The sequence below is a fragment of the Chitinophaga sancti genome (assembly GCF_034087045.1).
Classification (GTDB): Bacteria; Bacteroidota; Bacteroidia; order Chitinophagales; family Chitinophagaceae; genus Chitinophaga; species Chitinophaga sancti_B.
Genome location: NZ_CP139247.1, coordinates 2,321,103 through 2,342,531, shown reverse-complemented (window position 1 = coordinate 2,342,531; position 21,429 = coordinate 2,321,103). Strand labels below are relative to the sequence as shown.

General features: G+C 46.0%; 12 protein-coding genes. 2 read left to right on the top strand and 10 right to left on the bottom strand.

Features of this window, described 5'->3' with window-relative positions:
* Positions 1 to 80: 80 nt before the first annotated feature.
* Together SIO70_RS09895 and SIO70_RS09890 are read left to right on the top strand one after the other, a co-directional pair.
* Positions 81 to 854, top strand: a complete 774-nt coding sequence (locus SIO70_RS09895; protein ID WP_320580708.1) for a TerC family protein — start codon at positions 81 to 83, stop codon at positions 852 to 854.
* 31 nt (positions 855 to 885) lie between these two features.
* On the top strand, positions 886 to 1,677 hold the full coding sequence (locus SIO70_RS09890; RefSeq protein WP_320580707.1) for a class III extradiol ring-cleavage dioxygenase: 792 nt from the start codon (positions 886 to 888) through the stop codon (positions 1,675 to 1,677).
* A gap of 108 nt (positions 1,678 to 1,785) precedes the next feature.
* Here SIO70_RS09890 and SIO70_RS09885 read toward each other — a convergent pair whose 3' ends face one another.
* The 10 genes from SIO70_RS09885 to SIO70_RS09840 form a co-directional block, all read right to left on the bottom strand.
* A complete protein-coding gene (locus SIO70_RS09885; protein WP_320580706.1) occupies positions 1,786 to 2,175 on the bottom strand; it encodes an acyl-CoA thioesterase in 390 nt (129 codons plus the stop codon).
* Between the two features lie 24 nt (positions 2,176 to 2,199).
* The gene (locus SIO70_RS09880) at positions 2,200 to 3,966 is read right to left on the bottom strand and encodes a rhamnogalacturonan lyase (protein ID WP_320580705.1); all 1,767 of its coding nucleotides are present in this window, start codon (positions 3,964 to 3,966) and stop codon (positions 2,200 to 2,202) included.
* Positions 3,967 to 5,712, bottom strand: a complete 1,746-nt coding sequence (locus SIO70_RS09875) for a RagB/SusD family nutrient uptake outer membrane protein (RefSeq protein WP_320580704.1) — start codon at positions 5,710 to 5,712, stop codon at positions 3,967 to 3,969.
* 13 nt (positions 5,713 to 5,725) lie between these two features.
* Positions 5,726 to 8,743 carry a SusC/RagA family TonB-linked outer membrane protein gene (locus tag SIO70_RS09870; protein WP_320580703.1) on the bottom strand — a complete coding sequence of 1,006 codons (3,018 nt, stop codon included), beginning with the start codon at positions 8,741 to 8,743 and terminating at the stop codon, positions 5,726 to 5,728.
* 15 nt (positions 8,744 to 8,758) lie between these two features.
* Positions 8,759 to 10,156, bottom strand: coding sequence for a fasciclin domain-containing protein (locus tag SIO70_RS09865; RefSeq protein ID WP_320580702.1), 1,398 nt, complete (start codon positions 10,154 to 10,156; stop codon positions 8,759 to 8,761).
* Positions 10,157 to 10,170: 14 nt separating this feature from the next.
* A complete protein-coding gene (locus SIO70_RS09860) occupies positions 10,171 to 11,802 on the bottom strand; it encodes a fasciclin domain-containing protein (protein ID WP_320580701.1) in 1,632 nt (543 codons plus the stop codon).
* A complete protein-coding gene (locus SIO70_RS09855; RefSeq protein WP_320580700.1) occupies positions 11,799 to 13,277 on the bottom strand; it encodes a RagB/SusD family nutrient uptake outer membrane protein in 1,479 nt (492 codons plus the stop codon). The genes SIO70_RS09860 and SIO70_RS09855 overlap by 4 nt, the downstream gene beginning before the upstream one ends.
* A gap of 10 nt (positions 13,278 to 13,287) precedes the next feature.
* Positions 13,288 to 16,563, bottom strand: a complete 3,276-nt coding sequence (locus SIO70_RS09850; protein ID WP_320580699.1) for a SusC/RagA family TonB-linked outer membrane protein — start codon at positions 16,561 to 16,563, stop codon at positions 13,288 to 13,290.
* Positions 16,564 to 16,571: 8 nt separating this feature from the next.
* Positions 16,572 to 18,752 carry a fasciclin domain-containing protein gene (locus SIO70_RS09845; protein ID WP_320580698.1) on the bottom strand — a complete coding sequence of 727 codons (2,181 nt, stop codon included), beginning with the start codon at positions 18,750 to 18,752 and terminating at the stop codon, positions 16,572 to 16,574.
* A 408-nt stretch (positions 18,753 to 19,160) separates the two neighbouring features.
* Entirely contained in the window at positions 19,161 to 21,002 is a 1,842-nt protein-coding gene (locus SIO70_RS09840; protein ID WP_320580697.1) for a beta-N-acetylhexosaminidase, read from the bottom strand.
* Positions 21,003 to 21,429: the final 427 nt, after the last annotated feature.

Genomic DNA, 21,429 nt, shown 5'->3' with positions numbered 1-21,429 from the left:
CAAAAAAATCCATAAGCCTTCTGCAAACTGATTTTTTTCTGACCTATCTTGCCCCTGCGAACTAAATTAAACCTATTGTCATGGAAAGTCTATTTACAGTTGATTCTCTTATCAGCCTGTTAACCCTGAGCGTACTTGAAATTGTTTTGGGTATTGACAACATTGTATTTATTTCTATCCTTGCCGGCAAGCTGCCGGAAGTACAACAAAAAAAGGCCCGGAGGCTGGGTTTGACCCTGGCCATGTTTATCCGGATTGGCCTATTGATGTCTATCAGCTGGATCATGTCACTGACTAACCCGCTCTTCAACCCGGGTAACTGGATCGGCATTCAGAATCCTAAATGGCTGGAAATGGCGGAGATCTCTGGTAGGGATCTCATCCTGCTCATTGGTGGTCTCTTTTTGATTTACAAAAGCACCTCCGAAATTCATGAAAAACTCGAAGGCAATGAGCATGCCACTGCCACACCTAAAGTAGCCAGCTTTTCACAGACGATCATCCAGATCTTACTACTGGATATTGTCTTCTCCCTGGATTCTGTGATCACCGCTGTGGGCATGGCCGATCATATTGAAATTATGATCGCGGCCGTGATCATTGCAGTCGGTATTATGCTGCTGGCATCAGAAGGGATCAGTAAATTTGTGAACAAACATCCCACTGTGAAAATGCTGGCGCTGTCCTTCCTGTTGCTAATCGGAGTGTCATTACTGGCAGAAGCATTTGATCAGCACATTCCAAAGGGGTATATTTACTTTGCGATGGCGTTCTCCGTATTTATCGAGTTATTAAATCTGAAAATGCGTGCAAAGAGCGCTCATCCTGTAAAGCTCAAACAGACGAAATTATAATAGAACAGTGCATCGGAAATCATTTATCAAAATGGCAGCATTGCTGCCATTTTTGCCTTACTCTTCACAAATAGAAAAGGCGCTGAACCTGCCAGGTATGTTCCAGCCAACGGAGAAAATGCCTGTATTTTTTGTAGGACATGGCGATCCGGAAAATGCTTTCCGGGATAATCCTTTTACGCAGGCCCTCGCAAAAATGGGGAAAGAATTACCCCGCAAACCCACTGCCATCATGGTCATTTCGGCACATTATCTCACCGCCGAAGAATCTTACCTGAAAGTACCCGGACATTTCAATTGCCCTTATTACAGCGTATACGGCGCCACCGCCTTTAAAGATAAGGTGCCACAGGTAACCGTAGACGAAAGTACGGATATGGACCACGGTGCATTTTCAGTATTGCGACACATGGCACCAGAGATGGATGTACCGGTGATGGAGCTAAGTATTCCCATGGCTCAGCGACTGGATTACCACTGGAAACTGGCGCAGTACCTGAAACCGCTGCGGGAAAAAGGGGTACTGATCATTGGGAGTGGCAACATTGTGCATAACCTTGAAAAGGGGTTTTTCAAAGCAAAACCTTATTCATGGGCGATTGAGTTCGATGAATGGGTGAAAAAGCGAATTGACGAGCGGGATTTCGGTAGTTTGTTTTACTATAATAACCTGGGGAAGATCGCCCTGAAAGCAGTACCTACCACAGATCATTATATTCCCATGCTGTATGCCATTGCAATGGCAGATAAGCATGAGAAGATTCAATACACTTATGAAGAAGTATTTTCAGCATTTAGTATGCGATGCTTCAGGGTGGGATGATTCACCTTCTTTTCTGTCTGAAGAGTAAAGTCAGCAGACTTTTCATCCTGTAAAAGGATGATCTTCTACAAGTTAGTAACGATTATGAAATTGTAAAGTACGCGGGTATTATTCGCGCAGGCGCTCGTCGGTATAGGTAATCTCTGTCTTGCCGTGTGCCAGTGGTTTACCATTTTCATCTACACTCACAAATACCATCTTATCGATGGTCAGTATGCTCTTCTTGGTAATTTTGTTGCGGGCTTCGCAGGTAAGGGTCAGAGAGGTGTGACCAAAGTGAACAGCCTTGATACCTAATTCCAGTATATCCCCCTGCTTGGCGGAGCTGATGAAATTGATCTCAGACATGTACTTAGTCACACAACGGTTAGTACCTAACTGGATGATGGCGTATATGGCGGCCTCTTCATCGATCCAGGATAATAAACTACCGCCGAACAAAGAACCGTGAGCATTTAAATCCTCCGGTTTTACCCATTTTCTAGTATAAAAATTCATTGCACATTCTATTGCAACGCAAAATTAAAACTTTCCAAGATAAAACCCTGTATGGGGCGGCTGGTTATAGCCTACATTCTGCCATATGATGCTCATTCTATACTGGTGATCCTGCATTAAAGTGATGATCCTGTGGGTGGTAGGGATGGTTGTAGTATAAATTCTCAGAGATTGATTATCTGACGTTCTCATGACTAATTCCTCTCTCCAATCGCCAAAAAGGTCCGCCGTTAAGGCAGGTGTGGCCTTAGTGCCGTTATTTGCTACACAACCTTCAGCCGTGAAAATGGTTCCACTGCCATACTTGTCGATATGGTTGCCATCGAGAAGCTCGCGGCTCAGGTCTCCATCCCACCAGATGAGAAAGTTCACAGAGCGCGGCGCATCGCCAATACGGTTGCCTTTCGTGTCGTACAGCCCCCTGGAGCCTGACCACCAGAGTTGGGCGCCTTTGCGGCTGCTATCGATATTTTCAGCGACCCCACGACCTACATCCTGGTCGATGGAACCCCTGAACAGGATTTCGCCGGTGCGGGCATCGTACAATGCAGCGCCAGTGCCTTTGGCGCCATTTTCCAGTTCATGAATACCAAACCCTTCCAAACCCGGGTGATCGGGATCCAGGTCACCTACATGCAGGGCATCGCCATGACGTAGGCCGGTGGTGTAAAGTCCTTTGCCATCATCGTCTACGCACATGGAGCCATAGATGATCTCGTCTTTGCCATCGTTATCCACATCGGCTACACTCAGGTTGTGGTTGCCCATACCAGAATAAGGACTGCGACTGTCTTTGGTATCGAATACCCAGCGGGAAGTGAGTTGACCGTTTTGGAAATCCCAGGCAGCAAGTACGATGCGGCCATAGTACCCCCTGCACATGACTACGCTGGAGTGCTTGCCATCGAGGTAGGCTACGCAGGCAAGAAAGCGGTCTACCCGGTTACCATAATGGTCTGTACCACCATTGCCACCATAACCGCCCCAGCCACCGATATCGCCACGACCAGGGATGTAATCGGTAGTAGCCAATGCTTCGCCGGTCTTACCACTGAAGATGGTAAAGTATTCAGGACCTGTCAGGATCCTGCCAAATGATTTGGAGGTTGGGTCCAGATCCCGGTAGTCTTTGGTGCTGTCGCCAATTACCTTCCCTTTACCATCGATAGTGCCATCGGCAGTTTTGCAGGCAAATTCGGCAATGCCATCGCCATCTAAGTCATAGACCATGAACTGGGTATAGTGGGCGCCTTCCCGGATGTTGCGACCCAGGTTGATTTCCCATAGGAAGGTGCCATCCAGTTTGTACGCTTGAAAGATGGGCGGATCGGTAATGCCGGATTGGGAATTGTCTTTGCCCCGCCCGGTTTGATGGAGGATGATCTCATATTGACCATCCCCATCCAGGTCCGCGGCCGAGGCATCGTTGGGTGTGTAACCCGGTGGTGTTTTGAGGGGAATAGTGAGGTATTGCTGAATGGGTGCATCTGCCGGGATGGTGTAAGTAGCCGTGTTGGTTTCTTTTCCACCAATGACAGATTTGACCAGGTATGTCTGGGCATGGTGAATATCAGCATGATTATCCACATAGTTGGTGACAGACTGGGAAGATAGTTTTTGCAATTTACCATCTGTTTGCCTGTAGATGTTAAAGGTAATAGCAGATGGATCTGTATCAAGCAGGCGCCAGCTGAGGAAAGTCCGGGTAGGCGATTGCGGAATAGCAATGAGGCCACGATCCAGTTTTTCACCGGGTACAAATAATAATAGAAATAAGAGGTGCATCATCATCTACCATTTAAAAGGTAAGTACCAGTTTGCTTTGTTCATTAATCTTGATCTCACAGCTTCGGCCCTGCTATCGTTGGCAGCTACAAATTTAGCTGCGATCTTATTAGCCAGCCAGGCAGGATCAGTGGCTTGCCTGCGGAGTGCAACACGCAACAGGTCCGGCCAGCGATAACCTTCGAAGGCAAGTTCCAATCCATCTTCATCTATTAACAGGTCTTCCATCCTGTTTGTGAGTGTTGGTCTGTCTATGACAGGTTTATCGGTAAGCAATGGGTCACTCATGTCAAATACACCGGTGGAGTCTACTTTTACTGACTTTAGCCCTACCCTACCGCGTACGCCTATATTTCGGTACCAGACATTGCGAAACTGTGGGTAGTTCCCATCGCGGGCATCAAAGTCATAAGGAGGCACATCCTTTGTTTGCTCTATATCGGTAACATTGCGGCCCTCGCCTCCTGTTACACCAGTAGCCATATACACAGGGTCGTAAGTATTTTTGATTCCGGTATTCAGGAGTGCATAAGCGATCTTATCCCGATTGTCGCGGTTGGCAGCTTCTGCATAGTGCAGGTGCAGGGCGGCTGCACGGAACAGTATCCACTTGCCGGAGGTTTCGAAAGGTAGTAAAGAAGTATAGTTGTACGTGTATTTTTTGATGACCGGTTGTGTACCTGAATACTTGAAAGAGACATTCGGGCCCCGCAGGTCTACAGGGGTATTATCACTTCTGAATTGCTTATTCCAGTTAGCGATCGCCAGGTCGGAAGGGCGTACCTGGTAGCTACCACTGACATTGTCACAGAGTTCTATAAAAGGGTTAGTTGGTGTGAAGTTCTTGTCGAATGGCAGGTTCCAGATGATTTCGTAATTGGAATAACGCTCCCCGTATGGCTGGCTGAAAATGTTGCTCCATAAGGCGCCGGATAAGTTAGCAGTATAGCCCACTCTGTATACTTCGTACCATTGTTCACTGTTCATGGCAGGGTACAACACATCTGCATAGTTCATCATGACACGGTAGTTAGTTGCTGCCTGTGTATAATTGCCATTCCAGAGATACAACTCGCCCAGCAAGCATTTTATATTGATAAAGAACTTTTCTGTAGAATAACCATCTGTTGTAATAAGCAATGAGGTGCCTGCCGGAAAGGGATATTTGTAAGGTAAGCCTTCTGTAAAGGTGATGAGTTTACCCAGCAATTCATTGAAGGTGATACGGGGAAATTTGGATACATCCTTAATGGCATCGATCGTTTCTAACGGATCGGTGATGTAAGGTATTTCTCCATAGTGAATACCCAATTGTAAATATAACCAGCTACGCACCGCACCTACAGCCGAGTAGCGTAGTATATAATCGTCATTACTGATCCGCTTATCCTGTAGCATGGCATCGAAGTTCTTCAGTGCATCGTTGCAGTTCATGATTACTTCATAGAATGGGCGAGGATCAGCGTAGGTATTATCTGCACTGACTTCGTGGATATTGAGTTCCTGCAGATACTTATCTGTTGTGGATGTAGTGACACCTACCAGGTCGCCTCTCAGTTCATTGAGGATCATGTACCTATCTGCCAATCCCATGACTTTTCCATAAATACCGATCACGGCGGCATCTGCATCATTCACATTTTCGTAGACCTGTGAATGGTCCAATGCTTCTTCAGGTTTGATGTCGAATAGTTTTTTGCAGCTGCACAATATGCTACAGCAAAGCAGTCCAGTATATAGTAATCGTTTCATGTTCTTGTTAGTTTTATAAGCCCATTCTGATACCTAGTTGTACCGTTCTGTATTGAGGAAATAAGCCGTCGTCGATGCCACGTGTGAACACACTGTTGCCGTTGCTGAATTCAGGATCAAAGCCCAGGTAATTAGTCAGGGTAAATAAGTTATTGGCGGTGGCAGAGATGCGTACATATTTCATGGCGCCATGCTTCAGTGTCAGTTCATAACAGAGGCTCAGTTGTTGCAGGCGGATGTAATCACCTTTTTCTATCCAGCGATCGGAGAAACGTGCGTTCCCATTAGGATCACCCCATGCAGCACGGGGGATATCAGTCTCCTGGCCATCTTGTTTCCAGCGGTTGCGTACTGCTAAGGTTTGGTTGTTGTAATTGCTCATAGATTCCAGGTTTGCACGGGTGTGGTTGTAGATATCATTCCCATGACTGAAGGTGAAGATGGCATCCAGCGTCCAGCGCCGCCAGCTTACATGGTTCGTGACAGCACCGGTAAAATCGGGATTGGAATCCCCAATAATCTCTCTGTCATTCTCATCGATCTTGTGATCGCCATTCGTATCTACAAAGCGAATATCTCCTCCCTGAGCACCCATACCTGCTTTATTGGCTTCTTCATTAGTTTTGTAGATGCCGTTGGTTTTATAGCCGTAAAACAGATTGGCGGCATGGCCTACAGCTGTGAGGATGGTGGCATCTCCATAGGTTGTGAGCAATTGGTTGCCGGGTATGCTGGTAATTTTATTCTTATAAGTAGATAGTGTGAGGCCTACATCCCACTTCAGGATACGATCTACTACACGACCAAATAGTGATAATTCTACACCATGTGTTTCCATCGTGCTGTTGTTGGTGATCACATGATCGAATCCGGTGGCAGCAGCTACAGGTTCTATGGTCAGCATATCTGTAGTACGATGCTGAAAGATATCAAGGCTGAAACTTAGTCTTTCGTTATAGAAGGCACCATCCAGTGCGGCATTGTATTTTGTAACCGTTTCCCATTTCAGGTAAGGGTTAGCGATATTAGCACGTACTAATCCCAGTAAGCCTAAGAGGTTTTGAGAAATGTAATATTGCCGGGAGGTATAATTACCGATATCATCATTGCCCGTCCTGCTGATACCGGCTCTGAGTTTGAGCGCATCGATACTATGCTGATCTGAAACAATGAGCCAGGCCGCGGATAAACCGGGCATCACGGCGTATTGATTACGGGTATAGGTATATCTTGAAGAACCATCTACGGCCAGGTTGAAGCGCAGAAAGTATTTATCTCTAAAGGAGTAATCAGCATTGAAGTAAGTGTTCAGCCAGTTCCATTTGCCAATTGTACCACTTACTTTTCTCAGTTGGTTTTGTCCCATACCTACGCTGACAAATTCATCTGTGGCAGAGTTGTAACCTAAACCATAATCTGATTCACTGTTATTATTGCTATAGCGTACGCCCAAACCTGTATTGAGATGATGGTCTCTGGCAAATTGCTTATCGTAGGTAATACGGGTATCGTTGTACAGGCTGTAATACCTTTCTACATTGCTACCTGAGCGATTGTATGCAACAGCGTTTGACAGTGTATCAGGTTTAACACCAGCTTCAGGAATAAAGAAGGTCTCTCTTACTTTATCAAAAGTGACACCTGTGATGGTATTGATGCTGATACTTTTTGTAACAAGATAGTTGAACCGGATGCTACCAAAAAAGCGGTAGTTTTTGTTAATATCCTGCATCTTGTCGATGATGGAAGCAGGATTGGAAACGCCAAAGATGTCATAATCAGCGAGACTGGGCGAAGCAATCCCTTCATCACTGATGGCCTGACGGTGGAGGAAAGGCGCTTTGATGAGCGCGAGGTATAATGGGTTCGTCTTAGGCGAAATACCCTGATCTTTGTCTTTCTGCGTATTGCTGGTAAATGCCAGGTTGATAGCCGCCTTGAGTTTTGCAGACAGGTTCAGGTCCGCATTAAAACGGGTTTGGTAGCGGCCCAGATCTGTACGACGGATGGTACCGCTTTGTTTGAGGTATCCCAGTGATAAACCATAAGTGGCAATATCATCGCCACCGGCTACCTTCAGAAAATACTGTTGATTGAAACTTTGATTCGTGACTTCTTTCTGCCAGTTTGTATTATTGTGATAGCGATAATAGTCCGGATTAGGATTGTCATTCATGTAAGGTAATGCAGCTATTTCCGCAGGGGTCTTTCCACTGCTTTGTAACAGGTCTGAGAGATATAAACGGTAATCACCGGATTCCATTACAGGCAGCTGCGCCGGTGGTGTATTAAATCCGCCCATCACACCGAAATCGATGCGGGTAGCCAGTTCCTTTGCATGTGAGGTAGTGATGAGGATCACACCGTTAGCGCCTTTGGTACCATATGTACAGGTACCGTCTCTCATGACGGTGATGTTGTCTATATCCTTGATATCGATATCTGCCAGTGGGTTATTCACATAGCCGTTTATTAAGGAGCCTCCGTATTCATTGGTATCGTAGATCATGCCATCCACGACAACCAGTGGTCTGTTAGTCGCATAGATTGAGGTATATCCTCTCATAAATAAATCAGCGCCCATACCCGGTGTACCGCTACGCCTGATGACCTGTAACCCTGGCACCTTGCCCTGTAAATAGTTTTCAGGGGAGGTGGTGATCTGCTGCCAGTTGTCCGTTGTATTGAGGGTGGTAGTAGGATCTGTGGTCTGTTTACGGTCGTAGATGGAATTGAATGTTTCTTCATGCAGGCTTGCGGTGACGGCATGTCTCCCATTCAGGGTGATGATCTTCGTTTGATAACCGGGGCCGGATACAGTAAGGGCGGTGCGGTAATCAGGTGCTTTGATGCGGAATTCGCCTTTTTCATTAGTGATGGCAGCAGAGAATCCGGGTATACTAATATTGATGCCGGGTATTGTCGTACCAGTAGCTGCTTCTTTGATCAGTCCTGTTACCACTACTGTATCCTGCGCCTTAGCATGAAACCCCAATAAAACAGCCAGCGTTATGTAAATAAATGCCTTCATAAAAGATTGAGATAATCAGTTCAGAATAGGTACCAGTTTGATATAATCCAGCAGGATCGTGTTGCTACCATTGGTCGTGACCGAATTGCCCACGAGATATACATTGTGCAGACCATATCGGACATTGGTATAATCCCCTACGTATTGTTCATTGTAATTAAGAACCGGAACCATGGTATATGGTATAGTAGTAACACCCGGATCGTCGAAAGCCACCCGCATAGGATACGTGCCGGTCTGTACATCATTGACAGATATCCAATACACCTGATATGCCACTGAATTTAATCGTGCTTTGTAATTCAGCCAGTAGGAAGCCACACCATAATTGTACATGTACACATCCCTGAATGTATTGCCGGTGTTAGGATTGACACGTGTACGAATAGCGATGGTCTTTGTTGCATCTTTTACCCCACTGTAGTATTCTCCTTCAATGATGACAGGTTTGATCTTAGTAGACAGCTCATAGTCGATATGATTAACTATATACACGATGCCATTGCTTACCTTTTGCGAGCTGATGATGTCACTGGCATTGATGTGAAACTGTACACTATCGCGAATACTATAGAGGGTTGCAGGTAAATGATCTTTATCGTACACACCATTGAATACAAGATCTTTGATCACATTCCACTGGGTTGTAGTATCCGTAACTGCTTCTGTACTGTCTGTAAAGTATTTGGTTAATCTTTGCTGCTCGTGTTTATAAACATCATCTGCTAAGATGACATAAGTGAGCAGAGAATCTTCACTATTGATATTTACTCTTTCAAGGAAATGATTTAGCGCTACTTCGCCGGTGCCGGGCTTATAGATAGGTGCCCCGGTAGAAGGATTTACACCGATCTGTTCGGCAGTCGCTGTGTCTATACCAATGTATGCCAGTGACTGCAAGAATGTCTTTTGCTGATAGCTGGTGCTATTCAGGTATTCCCAGGCATTCTGCTTTGGGATGATAACGGCATCAATTACCTGCAATACACCATTGGCTGTATATTGATCGGCTTCGCTCACTTTAATACCTTCTACACTACCGGCTGTAAATGCGATCTTCTTACCATTCAGGGTAGCGATCCTTTGTTCATCGGCGCTACCGGTATAGGATAGTGTGCTGATATGATTAGCGATGAGTAAACGTAGGCGCGCCGTATCATTCAACAGGGCAGCATCTACTGCTGTCCATGCACTATTGACCGGGGCCCACACCGTGAAGGTTTTGGAAGAAGCCAGTACCTGATCATAGCCCGTGTTGACAAGGTAGGTATAGAATTGACTCAGGTTCGTATTGGCCTGTATGGTTTGCAACAGGTTTTGGGTGGTAGCAGGCTTGTTCCGGTCATTCCATTTCTCCTTCCGGCAGGATATGCCCAGCAATAAACCTATTATGATCAGGTATCGTATCATCATTCAAAATTTGAAAGTCATGGCCTTGGTACCTGTGTACCATCAGCTTTGAAACGTGGATAGAGCTGATCCATATCCTGTGGGATAAAGTGGATCATGTCCAGATTGTTATTGTTCTGTGTTCCCTGTAGCGTTGTAAACCGGAGGGTATGGCGTTCAGTAGTTTTGATTTCAATGGTACCCACCAGTCGTGCACCCCAGTTGTTGGAGGTAGGATCAGTATACCATTTCCAGCCCTGTGCTTCCATTTCACCTTCGGTACTGGCCGGCATGGCAGTAGTGAAGTTCATGGTACGCTGCATCACTTCGCCATCTATAGAGATCTGGTTCAGGTTGTTGGAACTATTGGACTGTTTCTGTACCCGATAGCAGATCCATACTTTATATTTTCCTTTTACCAGCAGCGGTGTCTTCATATCGATGTAAGTACTGCGACCAGGACCACCTAAGGGTATCATCAGAAAATCGCCGTTTACATACGTGCTGCCTACTGAATAAGTCATTGAAGAAGGTCCGGGCACAACGAAGTCCGCCGGCATATTCGTGAGAGAATACGCATAGGCCTGTTTACGGAAATAAGCTGGCAGGTTGCGGATCTCAGGGAAGTCGGCTACATCCCAGTAGACTGGTACCGGGTTCCTGATCTTGACAGCGAAATGGCCAAGGGAATTGTGCAATACACCATTGGTAGCAGAGTTATCAGAAGTACTTCTTTCAAGCTCTACCCCTGTTTCATGCACACCATTGAAGTCATCATCATTGATCAGTACCTGCTGTCCGGAGAGCTTAGCGGTGACTACTTCCAGGGGCGCCAGGGTAGTATGCGAAGAGGAAGTGACAATGTCAGCGAGGTATTTTACGCCATATAGAATGTGATAGTCTACATATAAATGCAAACTGTCTTCCAATTGGGTTGGATCACCGGTATGTGAATAACGTGCTTTGAGCGCTGCATAAGTACTAAAGCCCGCAGCATTGATGGCAGAGTCGGATTCTGCCAACACCGTCAACCATCGTCGACTGCTATCTGTATTACTGCCGGCGGGTACATTCAGGGTATCATACAAACCCGTTTCCCGAAGTGCCTGTGTGAATATGCTATACTTTGGATTATTGGCCAGCATGCCTGCCAATGTTTCTGTGGCAGGAGTTAATACATTATCTACTACGTGAATGATGCCATTGCTTACACGGATATTTGCTTTTAAAATATTCGCCTGTCTGTTCACCGTGATCCTGGTTTCACCACTCACATTTGCCGCACCTGTGATGAGGTATTGTCCAAACATGGTGAGCTTTGACAACTTACCATCAGAGAAAGAAGTGGTATTGATGGTATCCTGTATGATACAAAACTTCACAATGTCCTTTAGCTTTTGCACATCCATTGATTCCAGGGTGGAATGTCCTGTACTTTTCAGGAACGATGCCACCGCATCGTTGTTAGGAACAAAGACCGTGTACGTACCGTATACCCCCAGAAATCCTTCATTGCCGGTGATGTTGAGGATCTTCTGAAATTCGGAGAACTGGTCAGGATAGTTTTCCAGGTAACCGATGATGGTCACTTCATCTGAGGTTTGCGAAATGATGGGCGCCTTTTTACAACCAGCAATAACAAGAATTAAGATAATATAGAACGCTTTCATTGATAGTACGGGTTTTGTACCAGTTTTTTGTCAGCTTGTAACTCATACTGGTTGATGGGTAAATAGTGGCTTCGTACATCTTTGTATTTATTGATAATGGACTGTTGCATACTGCCTGGAGCCGTCATGGCAACCATATCGAGCATGATTTCCAGATGCGCGTAGTTATTGCGCTTTGCATGGCGCAGTATGTCATACCAGCGCTTGCCTTCGAAGGCAAACTCACGGGCTCTTTCATTCAGTATATAATTGGATACGTCTATTGCAGAACCGGGATCAGGTGATTCTGAGGTACCATCTATAGCACCTGCCCGGGTACGGATGGTGGTCACCAGGTCCAGTGCCTCCTGCCCTCTTTCTATCCAAGCCAGTGCTTCTGCTTTGAGCAGCAGGATGTCGGAATAGCGGTATACAAACCAGTGTGCCCAGGAGTCTGCAGCGGTTCTGGCAACTGAAGTCGTACCACCTGTGGCGCCGGCAAACTTCCAGATCATCTGGTCAGTTGCCCGGATGCTACCACCATCTCCCCGAATGTCTTTTTTAGTCGCATCGGTAAGGTCTACGCCATAGACTTCATCCATTACTCTTGCGGAGCCGACGAAACGATTGGTAGCCACTATAAACATGGAATAGAAAGGATTCAGCTGCTGCTGGTCAAACTGGAATTCAAAAATGCTCTCGGCAGAGTTACCTATATAAAATACATTGTTGAACCATTGAGATTGTACACTGCCATCCATCAATCCATAGCGGCCGGAGTTGATCACTTTGTCACAGGCAGCAATACAGTCATCGTACTTTTCATTCCACAGGTATACATCGGCTTCCAGTGCGTAGATACCATATTTTGTAAGACGGCCTTTATCCTGTGCGGTACTGCCGTAGGTTTCCAGTGCGTGGGTTTCTGCAAAGGTGAGGTCTGCAACGATCTGTGCATACACCTTGTCCTGTGTGCTTTTTTCCAATTGATCCAGGCTATTGTCACTATCGGTAGCTTTGAGTTGTAAAGGGACCTCGCCAAAGGTGCGCAGGAGGTAGAAGTACATGAGAGCCCGCAAACCATGTGCTTCGGCAAGATAACCATCCAGCGCTTCCTGTGTGAGTGTCTTGTCTGTCTCCATTACTTTGGCTGCATAGTCGATCACGGTATTGCAGTAATTGATAGTGCTGTATACATATGCCCAGCTGGTGTAGCTGTTTGTAGCCAGGATATTAGCCTGCATAATATTTATTTCATCTACAGCAGTATTGAGTGTACTGCTGACCATATCGGCACGTAGTTCTCCCCATACAAAGAGTTCTGACACCAGTCCATTGTTGAGCAAAGAGGAATAACAACCTATGACAGCGGCTTTTAGCTGCTCCTTATTTTGCCAGTAGTTGTCGCGGATGATGCCGTCCTGTGGTTTTACATCCAGCCATTTACCGCAGGATGAGGTGAGCAACAGGGCGACTATCAGAATATATTTTTTCATAGTTATATTTTTAAAAACTGGCACTAATACCCATCAGGAAATTCCTGGCAGGTGGCGTGAGTGCATTGTCCACCGGGTAAGCGAATGGATCGTTGTCTCCCTTCATGGCTACATCCGGGTTCTGGCCTTTGTACTTTGTCCAGGTAGCGAGGTTTTCCACCGTGATGTAGAAACTCGCGTTGCGTATATTCAGTTTGTCCAGTACTTTTTTGGTAAAATTGTAGCGAAGGGTCAGTGATTGCAACCTGATGAAAGATGCATCCTGCACATACCTGTCAGAACCTAACCAGTTGTAACCTGACCTGTAGAGTGCCCTGGGTACGTTGGTTTCATCTCCCGGGTTGCGCCAGCGCTTGAGGACAACGGTACTTTGGTTGTCATAACCATACATGTTGCTGGTGATCATATCCGCCCTGTTCACCAGTTGGTAGCCTACCCGGTAAACGAAGTAGGCGGTGAGTTTCAGGTTGCCTTTGAAGGTGATATTCGGACCAAAACCTCCGGTTACTTTTGGGATGCCATTACCAAGGTATACAATGTCTTTGTTGTCGATATTACCATCGTGGTTGATGTCTTCATACATCGCATCGCCGGGTTGGAATACGTAATCAGTACCGGGGTAGTTGAAACGCATGTAGAGTGTTTGCCCATTGACGCCGTCGATCTTTTTTCCATTCGCGTCTCTCACGATGGTCGCATCTTTGTCTTTGTACACGCCTTTGTAGCGGAATCCATAGTAGGAACCAAATGGATTCCCTATTTGCAGATATGTTTTATACACACCATTCTGATTGATAGCCACACTGTTTTCTCTTGGGAAGAACTCAGATATTTTTCGCACAACATTCACATTGCGGGCAATGTTCAGATCGAATCCGATCGTCCAGTTCTTACTTCGGTAAGGAATGGTATTTAACAGTACTTCCCAACCCTGGTTATCCATAGTACCCACATTCATTGCTACTGTTGAAAAACCAGAATAGGTAGGTATCTGCAGATTTTCGTAGAACATATCTTTGGTGCGGTTACGGTAAGCTTCCACATCAATACGGATCCTGTTTTTCAGTACCCACAGGTTAAAGCCCAGGTTTGTACCAACGACTGTCTGCCATTTCAGGCTGGTGAGTTCCATATTGGAGGGGTATACTCCCGACATGCCTAAATAAGTATATGAATAAGGCTGGTAGGTATTGAAGTAATTCCACACGGCTTTGTCAGGAGGGGCGGCGCCACTCTGTCCGTAGGATGCCCTGAAACTGAGGTCGTCTATGAACTTATACTTCCGCATAAATTTCTCACCGGAGGTACGCCAGCGCACAGATACAGAAGGGAATAAACCATAACGGTAATCAGGACCAAAACGGGAGTTACCATCGCCTCTTACACCTGCATTGATGATATACCTGTCCAGTAAGCCGTACTGCCCTTGTAATAGCAATCCTACGCTTCTTGTTCTGCCTGAAGTAGATTCCAGGTCCAGATCAGAATTTGCCGTACGGCTGGGATTGGATGGATCCTGAAAATTGGAAGAAGCGGTATTGGAGGTAAGCACATTGTGCGTAACATAACTTCTGTCTTCTGTTTGCAGCGATAACAGTGCCTGCAGCTGGTGTTTCTGCGTATTCGTTTTTGGAGTATAAATAAGGTTCGTTTTTGTATAGACATCGAAGATATCCCCATCACTATCCCCTGCCCTGTTTACCACAGTTTCAGTAACCGGGCGGCCGGTAGCTACCTGTGGCAGGAAGGTCTGTGCTTTGGTATTGTTAATATCGAACTGAACATCGAAAGTAGATGTGAGCACAGATGGGACGATATCATACTGGATGTTGAACTTCGGTGTGATACGTTCGCCCTGTTGTCGGTAAAGGCTTTCCATAACCATCGCTACCGGGTTGTAGGTAGTGTAATAGTAGCCTTGTATGTTGGAAGCAGGTGACAGGTAATTGGGTGTTACATTGCCATATTCATCATATTCATAGATGGCCATATTCGGCATCCTGGTATAAGCGATACCGCGTACCTGGTAATCTTTGTCAGGAACATAATTCAGGTGATTATCCACATGTGTGTAGGTAATGTCTGAACGGAAACGAATACGATTGGATACGTTGTAGTCCAGGTTAATTTTAGATGTGATCCTTGTCAACGCTGTACCTTTCGTGGTTCCTTTCTGGTCGAAGTAGCCGATGGATGCGTAGTAACGGGCCTTTTCACCACCGCCGGTCATAGAAATATTATGATCCTGTGAATAGCCGATACGGGTGATGGCCTTTACCCAATCCGTATTGTTGCTATAATTGTAATACCAGTATGGATCGGATGGATCGTAGAGAAATTCTTTATTCACATTGATGTTCAGTGGCAGCCCATTGGTGTTAGCAATTTCTTCAGGTATGAGGGTAGAATACTGATCGCCATTCAGGAGCGGAATATTGCGGGGTTGCTTACCAAAGGTACCTTTAAAATTATACGTGATGGCAGGTCTGCCTACCATACCTCTTTTAGTCGTGATGATCAGTACACCATTCGCCGCGCGGGAGCCCCATACAGCCGTTGCAGCAGCATCTTTCAATACAGTGATCTCTTTTATATCAGAGGGGGCAATGTTGAGCAATTGTGCATACCCCTGTTCATCAGCACTACCAAAGTTAAAATCAGAAGGTACTTCTGTATCATAAGGCATTCCATCCAATACGATCAGTGGATTCGCAGAACCATTGATAGAAGCTGTACCACGAATACGGATAGACATACCAGCACCGGGGTCGCCGGAGGTGGTACCGATATCCACACCGGGCAGTCTTCCCTGCAATGCCTGATCGATAGAGGCAGCGGAGAGTTCTTCCAGTTCCTTTGCCTGAATGGTGGCAGTGGCCAGCGTAGAGTTGCGCGCTTCGATATTCATACCAGTACCATTGTTCACCGTTTGCCGGGCTACGACATTGAATTCGTTCAGATCACGGGTATTGGGTTGTAGCTGTACGTTGATAGTATTACGCCCATTAATGCCCTGTATGATGGTTTTATAGCTGATAAAAGATACGGAGAGCTGGTGTTGCAGATCGGCGACACGAATAGCGAAATTGCCATCTATATCGGTGGCTACGCCTGTTACCGTACGCTTATCCTTGTCCAGCTCTACCACTGAGGCGCCAATCACAGGCAGGTGGGTAGTGGCATCTGTTACCTTGCCACGGATCGTTTTCTTTTGTGGTAACTGTTCCTGGCGGGCGAACAGTGCAACGCTGTATGAAAGACAGATGATAAACAGCAGTTTGTTCATAACAGTTTTTATTTTCCTCTGAGGTAGTGGGTAATGGCGTGGATGACAGTACGGGCAGATAGGTTGTTGCTACGTGTGTAATCCAGGTAGGCAATATCATTGTATGAATCTCTGAGCTCCATACTATTGGGATGCTGACTGTTGATAAATATGAAAGAGAGGTCGCCGTCGCTGGTCTTCATCAATGTTTCAAAAGCGCCTTCCTTTTTACCATCAGGTACTACTGTGTTGCGGTTCAGGATGTGGAAGTTGATAAACCGGACCACCTTGTCTTTATCCGCATCGGTAGTGGGGGTATAATTAGGTGTGCCGGTGGTTTTATCACCTGGTAATACCCCATCCTGCACCGCCTGAGTAATAGCACTGTTCACAGGTACAAAAATGGTGTAGCTGGTACCGGGTACTGTGCCAACGATATCCCTGGTGGCGGCGGTCCACAGCGTAGAATTCTTCAGGTACTGGAAGAAACTGTTGAAGCCAGCAGGATCGTTGGTAGCGAGTTTTTCCAGGTGGTAACCGATGGTGTTCTCAGTGAAAGTAAGCAGCCCATCTGTGTAAAAGACTTGTCCGTTGGCGGCTTTGCCGATGCTGTTGATATGCAATACGGTGCCGGCATCTGCATTACCGCTGGCCCATACGGTGTTGTTTTTATATTTGATGTATTCACCATTCCATGCTTCCATGATACCTTCACCGGATAGGTCGTCCATTTCACCATTATTGGTGGTGAGAAGGGAGGTTTGTAGTATGCGGTAGACCCTGTCCATGGCACCGGAACCATATTGGATACTACTACCGGGTGCGAGGTAAGACCAGTCATTTCTTTCAGAGCTCCAATCGTATCCGGCGGCGCGCAACAGATTGTCCGGCATCATGAACATAGTATAACTGATGCTGGGGTTGATGATGGAATATTTCAGGTCAGCATCCAGTGCGCGGGTCATGAGTGAATAGTTCGGATCGAGGAAGGCCTTGCTATAAATCGTTCTGAATACATTGGCATCCTGCACGGTATTAATACCATAAAAGAACCCATTACTTAATACCTTTTTGTCCACTATATTCGATTGTGTGAAGGTGGGAACCTCCTGCTGACTATTCGTGGTATGACTCATTTTATTTGGCCATACGGCTGTCTGCCACATGTGTGCATTCAGCAGGTTCGTGAGTACGGAAGGGGGTGCTGCTTCAAAAGTCTGGTAGTATTCCAGGATCTTTTTTTCGTAAGGAATGAGCACATCATTGGTTGGTACAACGAGCGTCCAGCCTGACTTCTGGGCATCGGTGCCGGAAGCCAGGTAGTTCTCATTGTTGGGTGAGAATGCCAGGGCCGCACTATATACTTTTACAAATACAGAATCTGCATCGCCGGTCAGCACCATATTACGATGTGTGATATCGGCATTGGACTGATAGGTAACGAGCTTTTCCAACAGATTGCGAAACTCACTGTAGTTGGGATTTGAAGCGAGGTACCTTTCCAGGTTGTCCAGCGGGGTGATGACTTTATCAATGGTGTGGATAATGCCGTTTTCAGCGGGGATATCGGCTTCCAATACTTTTGCATCTGTTACATTGAAGCCACTATAAGCAGCACCGGGATAGAAGTAATTATAGTCAGCAGCACTAAGTCCATTTTGCGACAGGAATCCATCTATGAAGTAAGGAATGTTCTTGTTATTATTATCATTGGTAGCGTAAGTACCATTTCTATTGGCAGCGATGAGTAGCCGGCCATTTTCAGCATATACCCAGTCGTAATAAGCGGTTTTGCGCTTAAAGGCCTGGTTGGTATCCGGCCCTGCGCTTGTCTGTTGGTCTACCAGCTGTTCTTTTCTATACGCATTATATACCAGCTCGTAGGCCACGATCCTTCTGGCGTGTGCAGAGTCGATAGCGTCGTCGCCACTAAGGCCATTGGCTTTGAAGTAATTTTCAAAAGCGGAATCAGTAGGTGCAAAAAAGGTCCAGTAACCGGCTTTGCCTAGAATGTCTTTGTAGCCTGCTTTGTCGATGGTAGCAAGTAAATGGGTGAAGTTTTTGCGGGCTTCAAGTTGCTGGTATATTGGCTGTGCCAACCAATCGGGACGTCCATAGTAGGCATCGAACTCCTTTTTTCTGCAGGCGGTGATGGCGAGCAAAAGGAATCCCATACCAAAGACAAGGGATCTTCGGAAGAGTATTTTCATAACAACGATATTTCAGGGCATTTTGTGGAATGCTACATTTTGGTCGATATTGGAATTTAGATGATCTGGAATTTTTATCCCCCGGCGCTTGATTACAGTCAGAAAATGTGCTATTGTATCAGTAAGGCTAAGTTAGAGGGGCACTAGATAATAAAAAATGTAGAATAGTACTTTTGCATGGAATAATTGACATTTTGGGGGATGGAATAATTGGTGGGGGGATGGAAAATTATACAAAAAATCAGGGTGACGCCTACGGCATCACCCTGATTTTTTGATTTAATAGTTGATAGCAGTACAACTCTTGCCCTGGGAGGTGAAAAGGTCCTTAACATAAGTTTCCTTTCAGCGAGACAGATTTACGGCCGATTGGCCTGTTCCATTACACATCGGATGTCGTGCCTTACATTAATATACGTGACGTTTCTCATCCAGCCGCTTCGCCAGGTCTTCTTTGGTAATATCTACCTGTGCGCCTACCGGCTTGCCGTTGCGATAGGTGATCACTTTCAGGATATTGGCACCTACAGGCCACCTGAGGGGCTGACCCGTATATTTTGGATAATGAGCATCAGGGTTGGTATTATCAAAGCTGTAATACAGATCCAGTCCTTTGATTTCAGTAGCCAGGTTGATTTCATAATCGTAACGATTAATTCTCACCGGCCTGAAGATCACATTGTATACGCTGCGGGCATACTTGATATCCGCGGCATCCAGTCTTTTGAAGTTATCTTCCAGTCTTGGGATGAAGTCATCCCAGTTCCTTTTTGCCTTAGGGCTCCAGTATACTTCGGAGAGCGCTATGGAACGCGGCCATGTCATGTATTCTACATGGCGGAACACAGGTACTGATTCTGTCCAGAGGTTGCCCTGGCCACCCAGTATGTATTTTTCATCTACGCTGTCAGGTACGGGATCATAGTTGTAAGAATCAGACAGGCGGCACATACCATAGGTTGGTGGCTCTGCTGACTGCTCACCCTGATACAGATCCAGGTATACAAAGTCCCATGGCGTCATTACTACATGGTGATTCATTTTGGCAGCGGTGATCCCACCACTCATGCCTCTCCAGCTCATCACGGTTGCTTCAGGCGCCAGACCACCTTCCAGGATCTCGTCCCAGCCGATCATCTTTTTACCCTTTGCTTTGAGCATGGTCTCCATTCTCTTAACGAAATAGCTCTGCAGTTCGTCTACATCTTTCAGGTGCTCATGTTCCATCCTGGCCTTACATTTAGGGCAGGTTTTCCAGAAACCTTTATATGCTTCGTCTCCGCCTACGTGAATGTATTTGGATGGGAATAATGCAGCGAGTTCAGTGAATACCTTGTCTAATACAGTGAAGATGCTGTCGTTGCCTACGCAAAGTACATTGTCTTCGCGGGTATAGAACTCACGGCCTGCATTTACTTTGTAAGGCAGTTGTGTGCAGGAGAGATTAGGATAAGATGCGATCATAGCCAGGCTATGTGCCGGTACATCTATTTCAGGTAAGATAGTGATACCTCTGGCAGCTGCATATTTCAGCAGTTCCCTGATGTCTTCCTGTGTATAGAAACCGCCATCAGTCGCTTTCTCATTGGCCAGGTCTGCTGGCAGTTTACCCCAGCGACCCGTGCGCGGTACTCTCCACGCGCCGACCCTGGTCAGTTCGGGCAGACTCTTGATCTCTATACGCCATCCCTCATCATCCGCAAGGTGCAGGTGCAGGGTATTGTATTTATAGCGGATCATCTCGTCCATGAACTGCTTTACTTCTTCCTTGGTAAAGAAGTGACGGGATACGTCCAGCATCAATCCTCTCCATCCAAAACGGGGATAGTCGAGAATATCGGCACATGGCATTGTCCAGGCTACATTCTTTACTGACTGGCTTTCGATATCGGGAGGCAACAGTTGCAGGATAGTCTGTAAACCGTAGAAGATGCCGGAGGTGGTATTAGCTTTCAGCACTACTTCGGAAGGTGTTACCTTCAGGGTATAGCCTTCTTCGCCAATCGCATCGTCCGCTTTTGCATTCAGCTCAAGACGAATACGTTTCTTTCCGCTATTACTGTGTTTCAGTTCATAACCTGTACTGGCTTTCAGTTTGGTAGTGAACCAATCTGCTGTTTCCTTTAATTTGCTATCAGAGAGGGATAATACAGTTCCATTATCCAGTGTAAATTCTCCACTTTGTTCCGTCACTTTTACTGGCTCGGGGATGATTTTGATTCTTCCATCACTAGCATAGGTACGAACCATTATCAGGACAAAGAAAAGAATTAGTCCACTCCTTGATAAGAGCAACCTTAACCTAAAATCTAACAATCGTGCTGTAGTCATAATTTAAATTGAATTGCTTAACAAATTAACGATAGGCTATAAGTATAATACTTTTTATTTACTATTCGTAATCTGTGTGATGTGTGGCAGAACGGGTTACTGTGCCGCATCCCACCATATTCTGGACGCCATTTTATTCCCATCAGTATAGCGGCGACAGGTGATAGTTTGTACCTGCCGGTGAAGAGCGCGATAAAGAAGTTTAGTTTAGTTTGAGTTGGGGGAATAATGATACGAAGTTAAGGTTGTCTCAGTTAGGGGATAAAGCAGGGGTGATGGGGCGTGTATGTTGATGCGAAAATGAATTTTCAATTAAATAGACAAAATGGCCGGCCTTTCGGCCGGC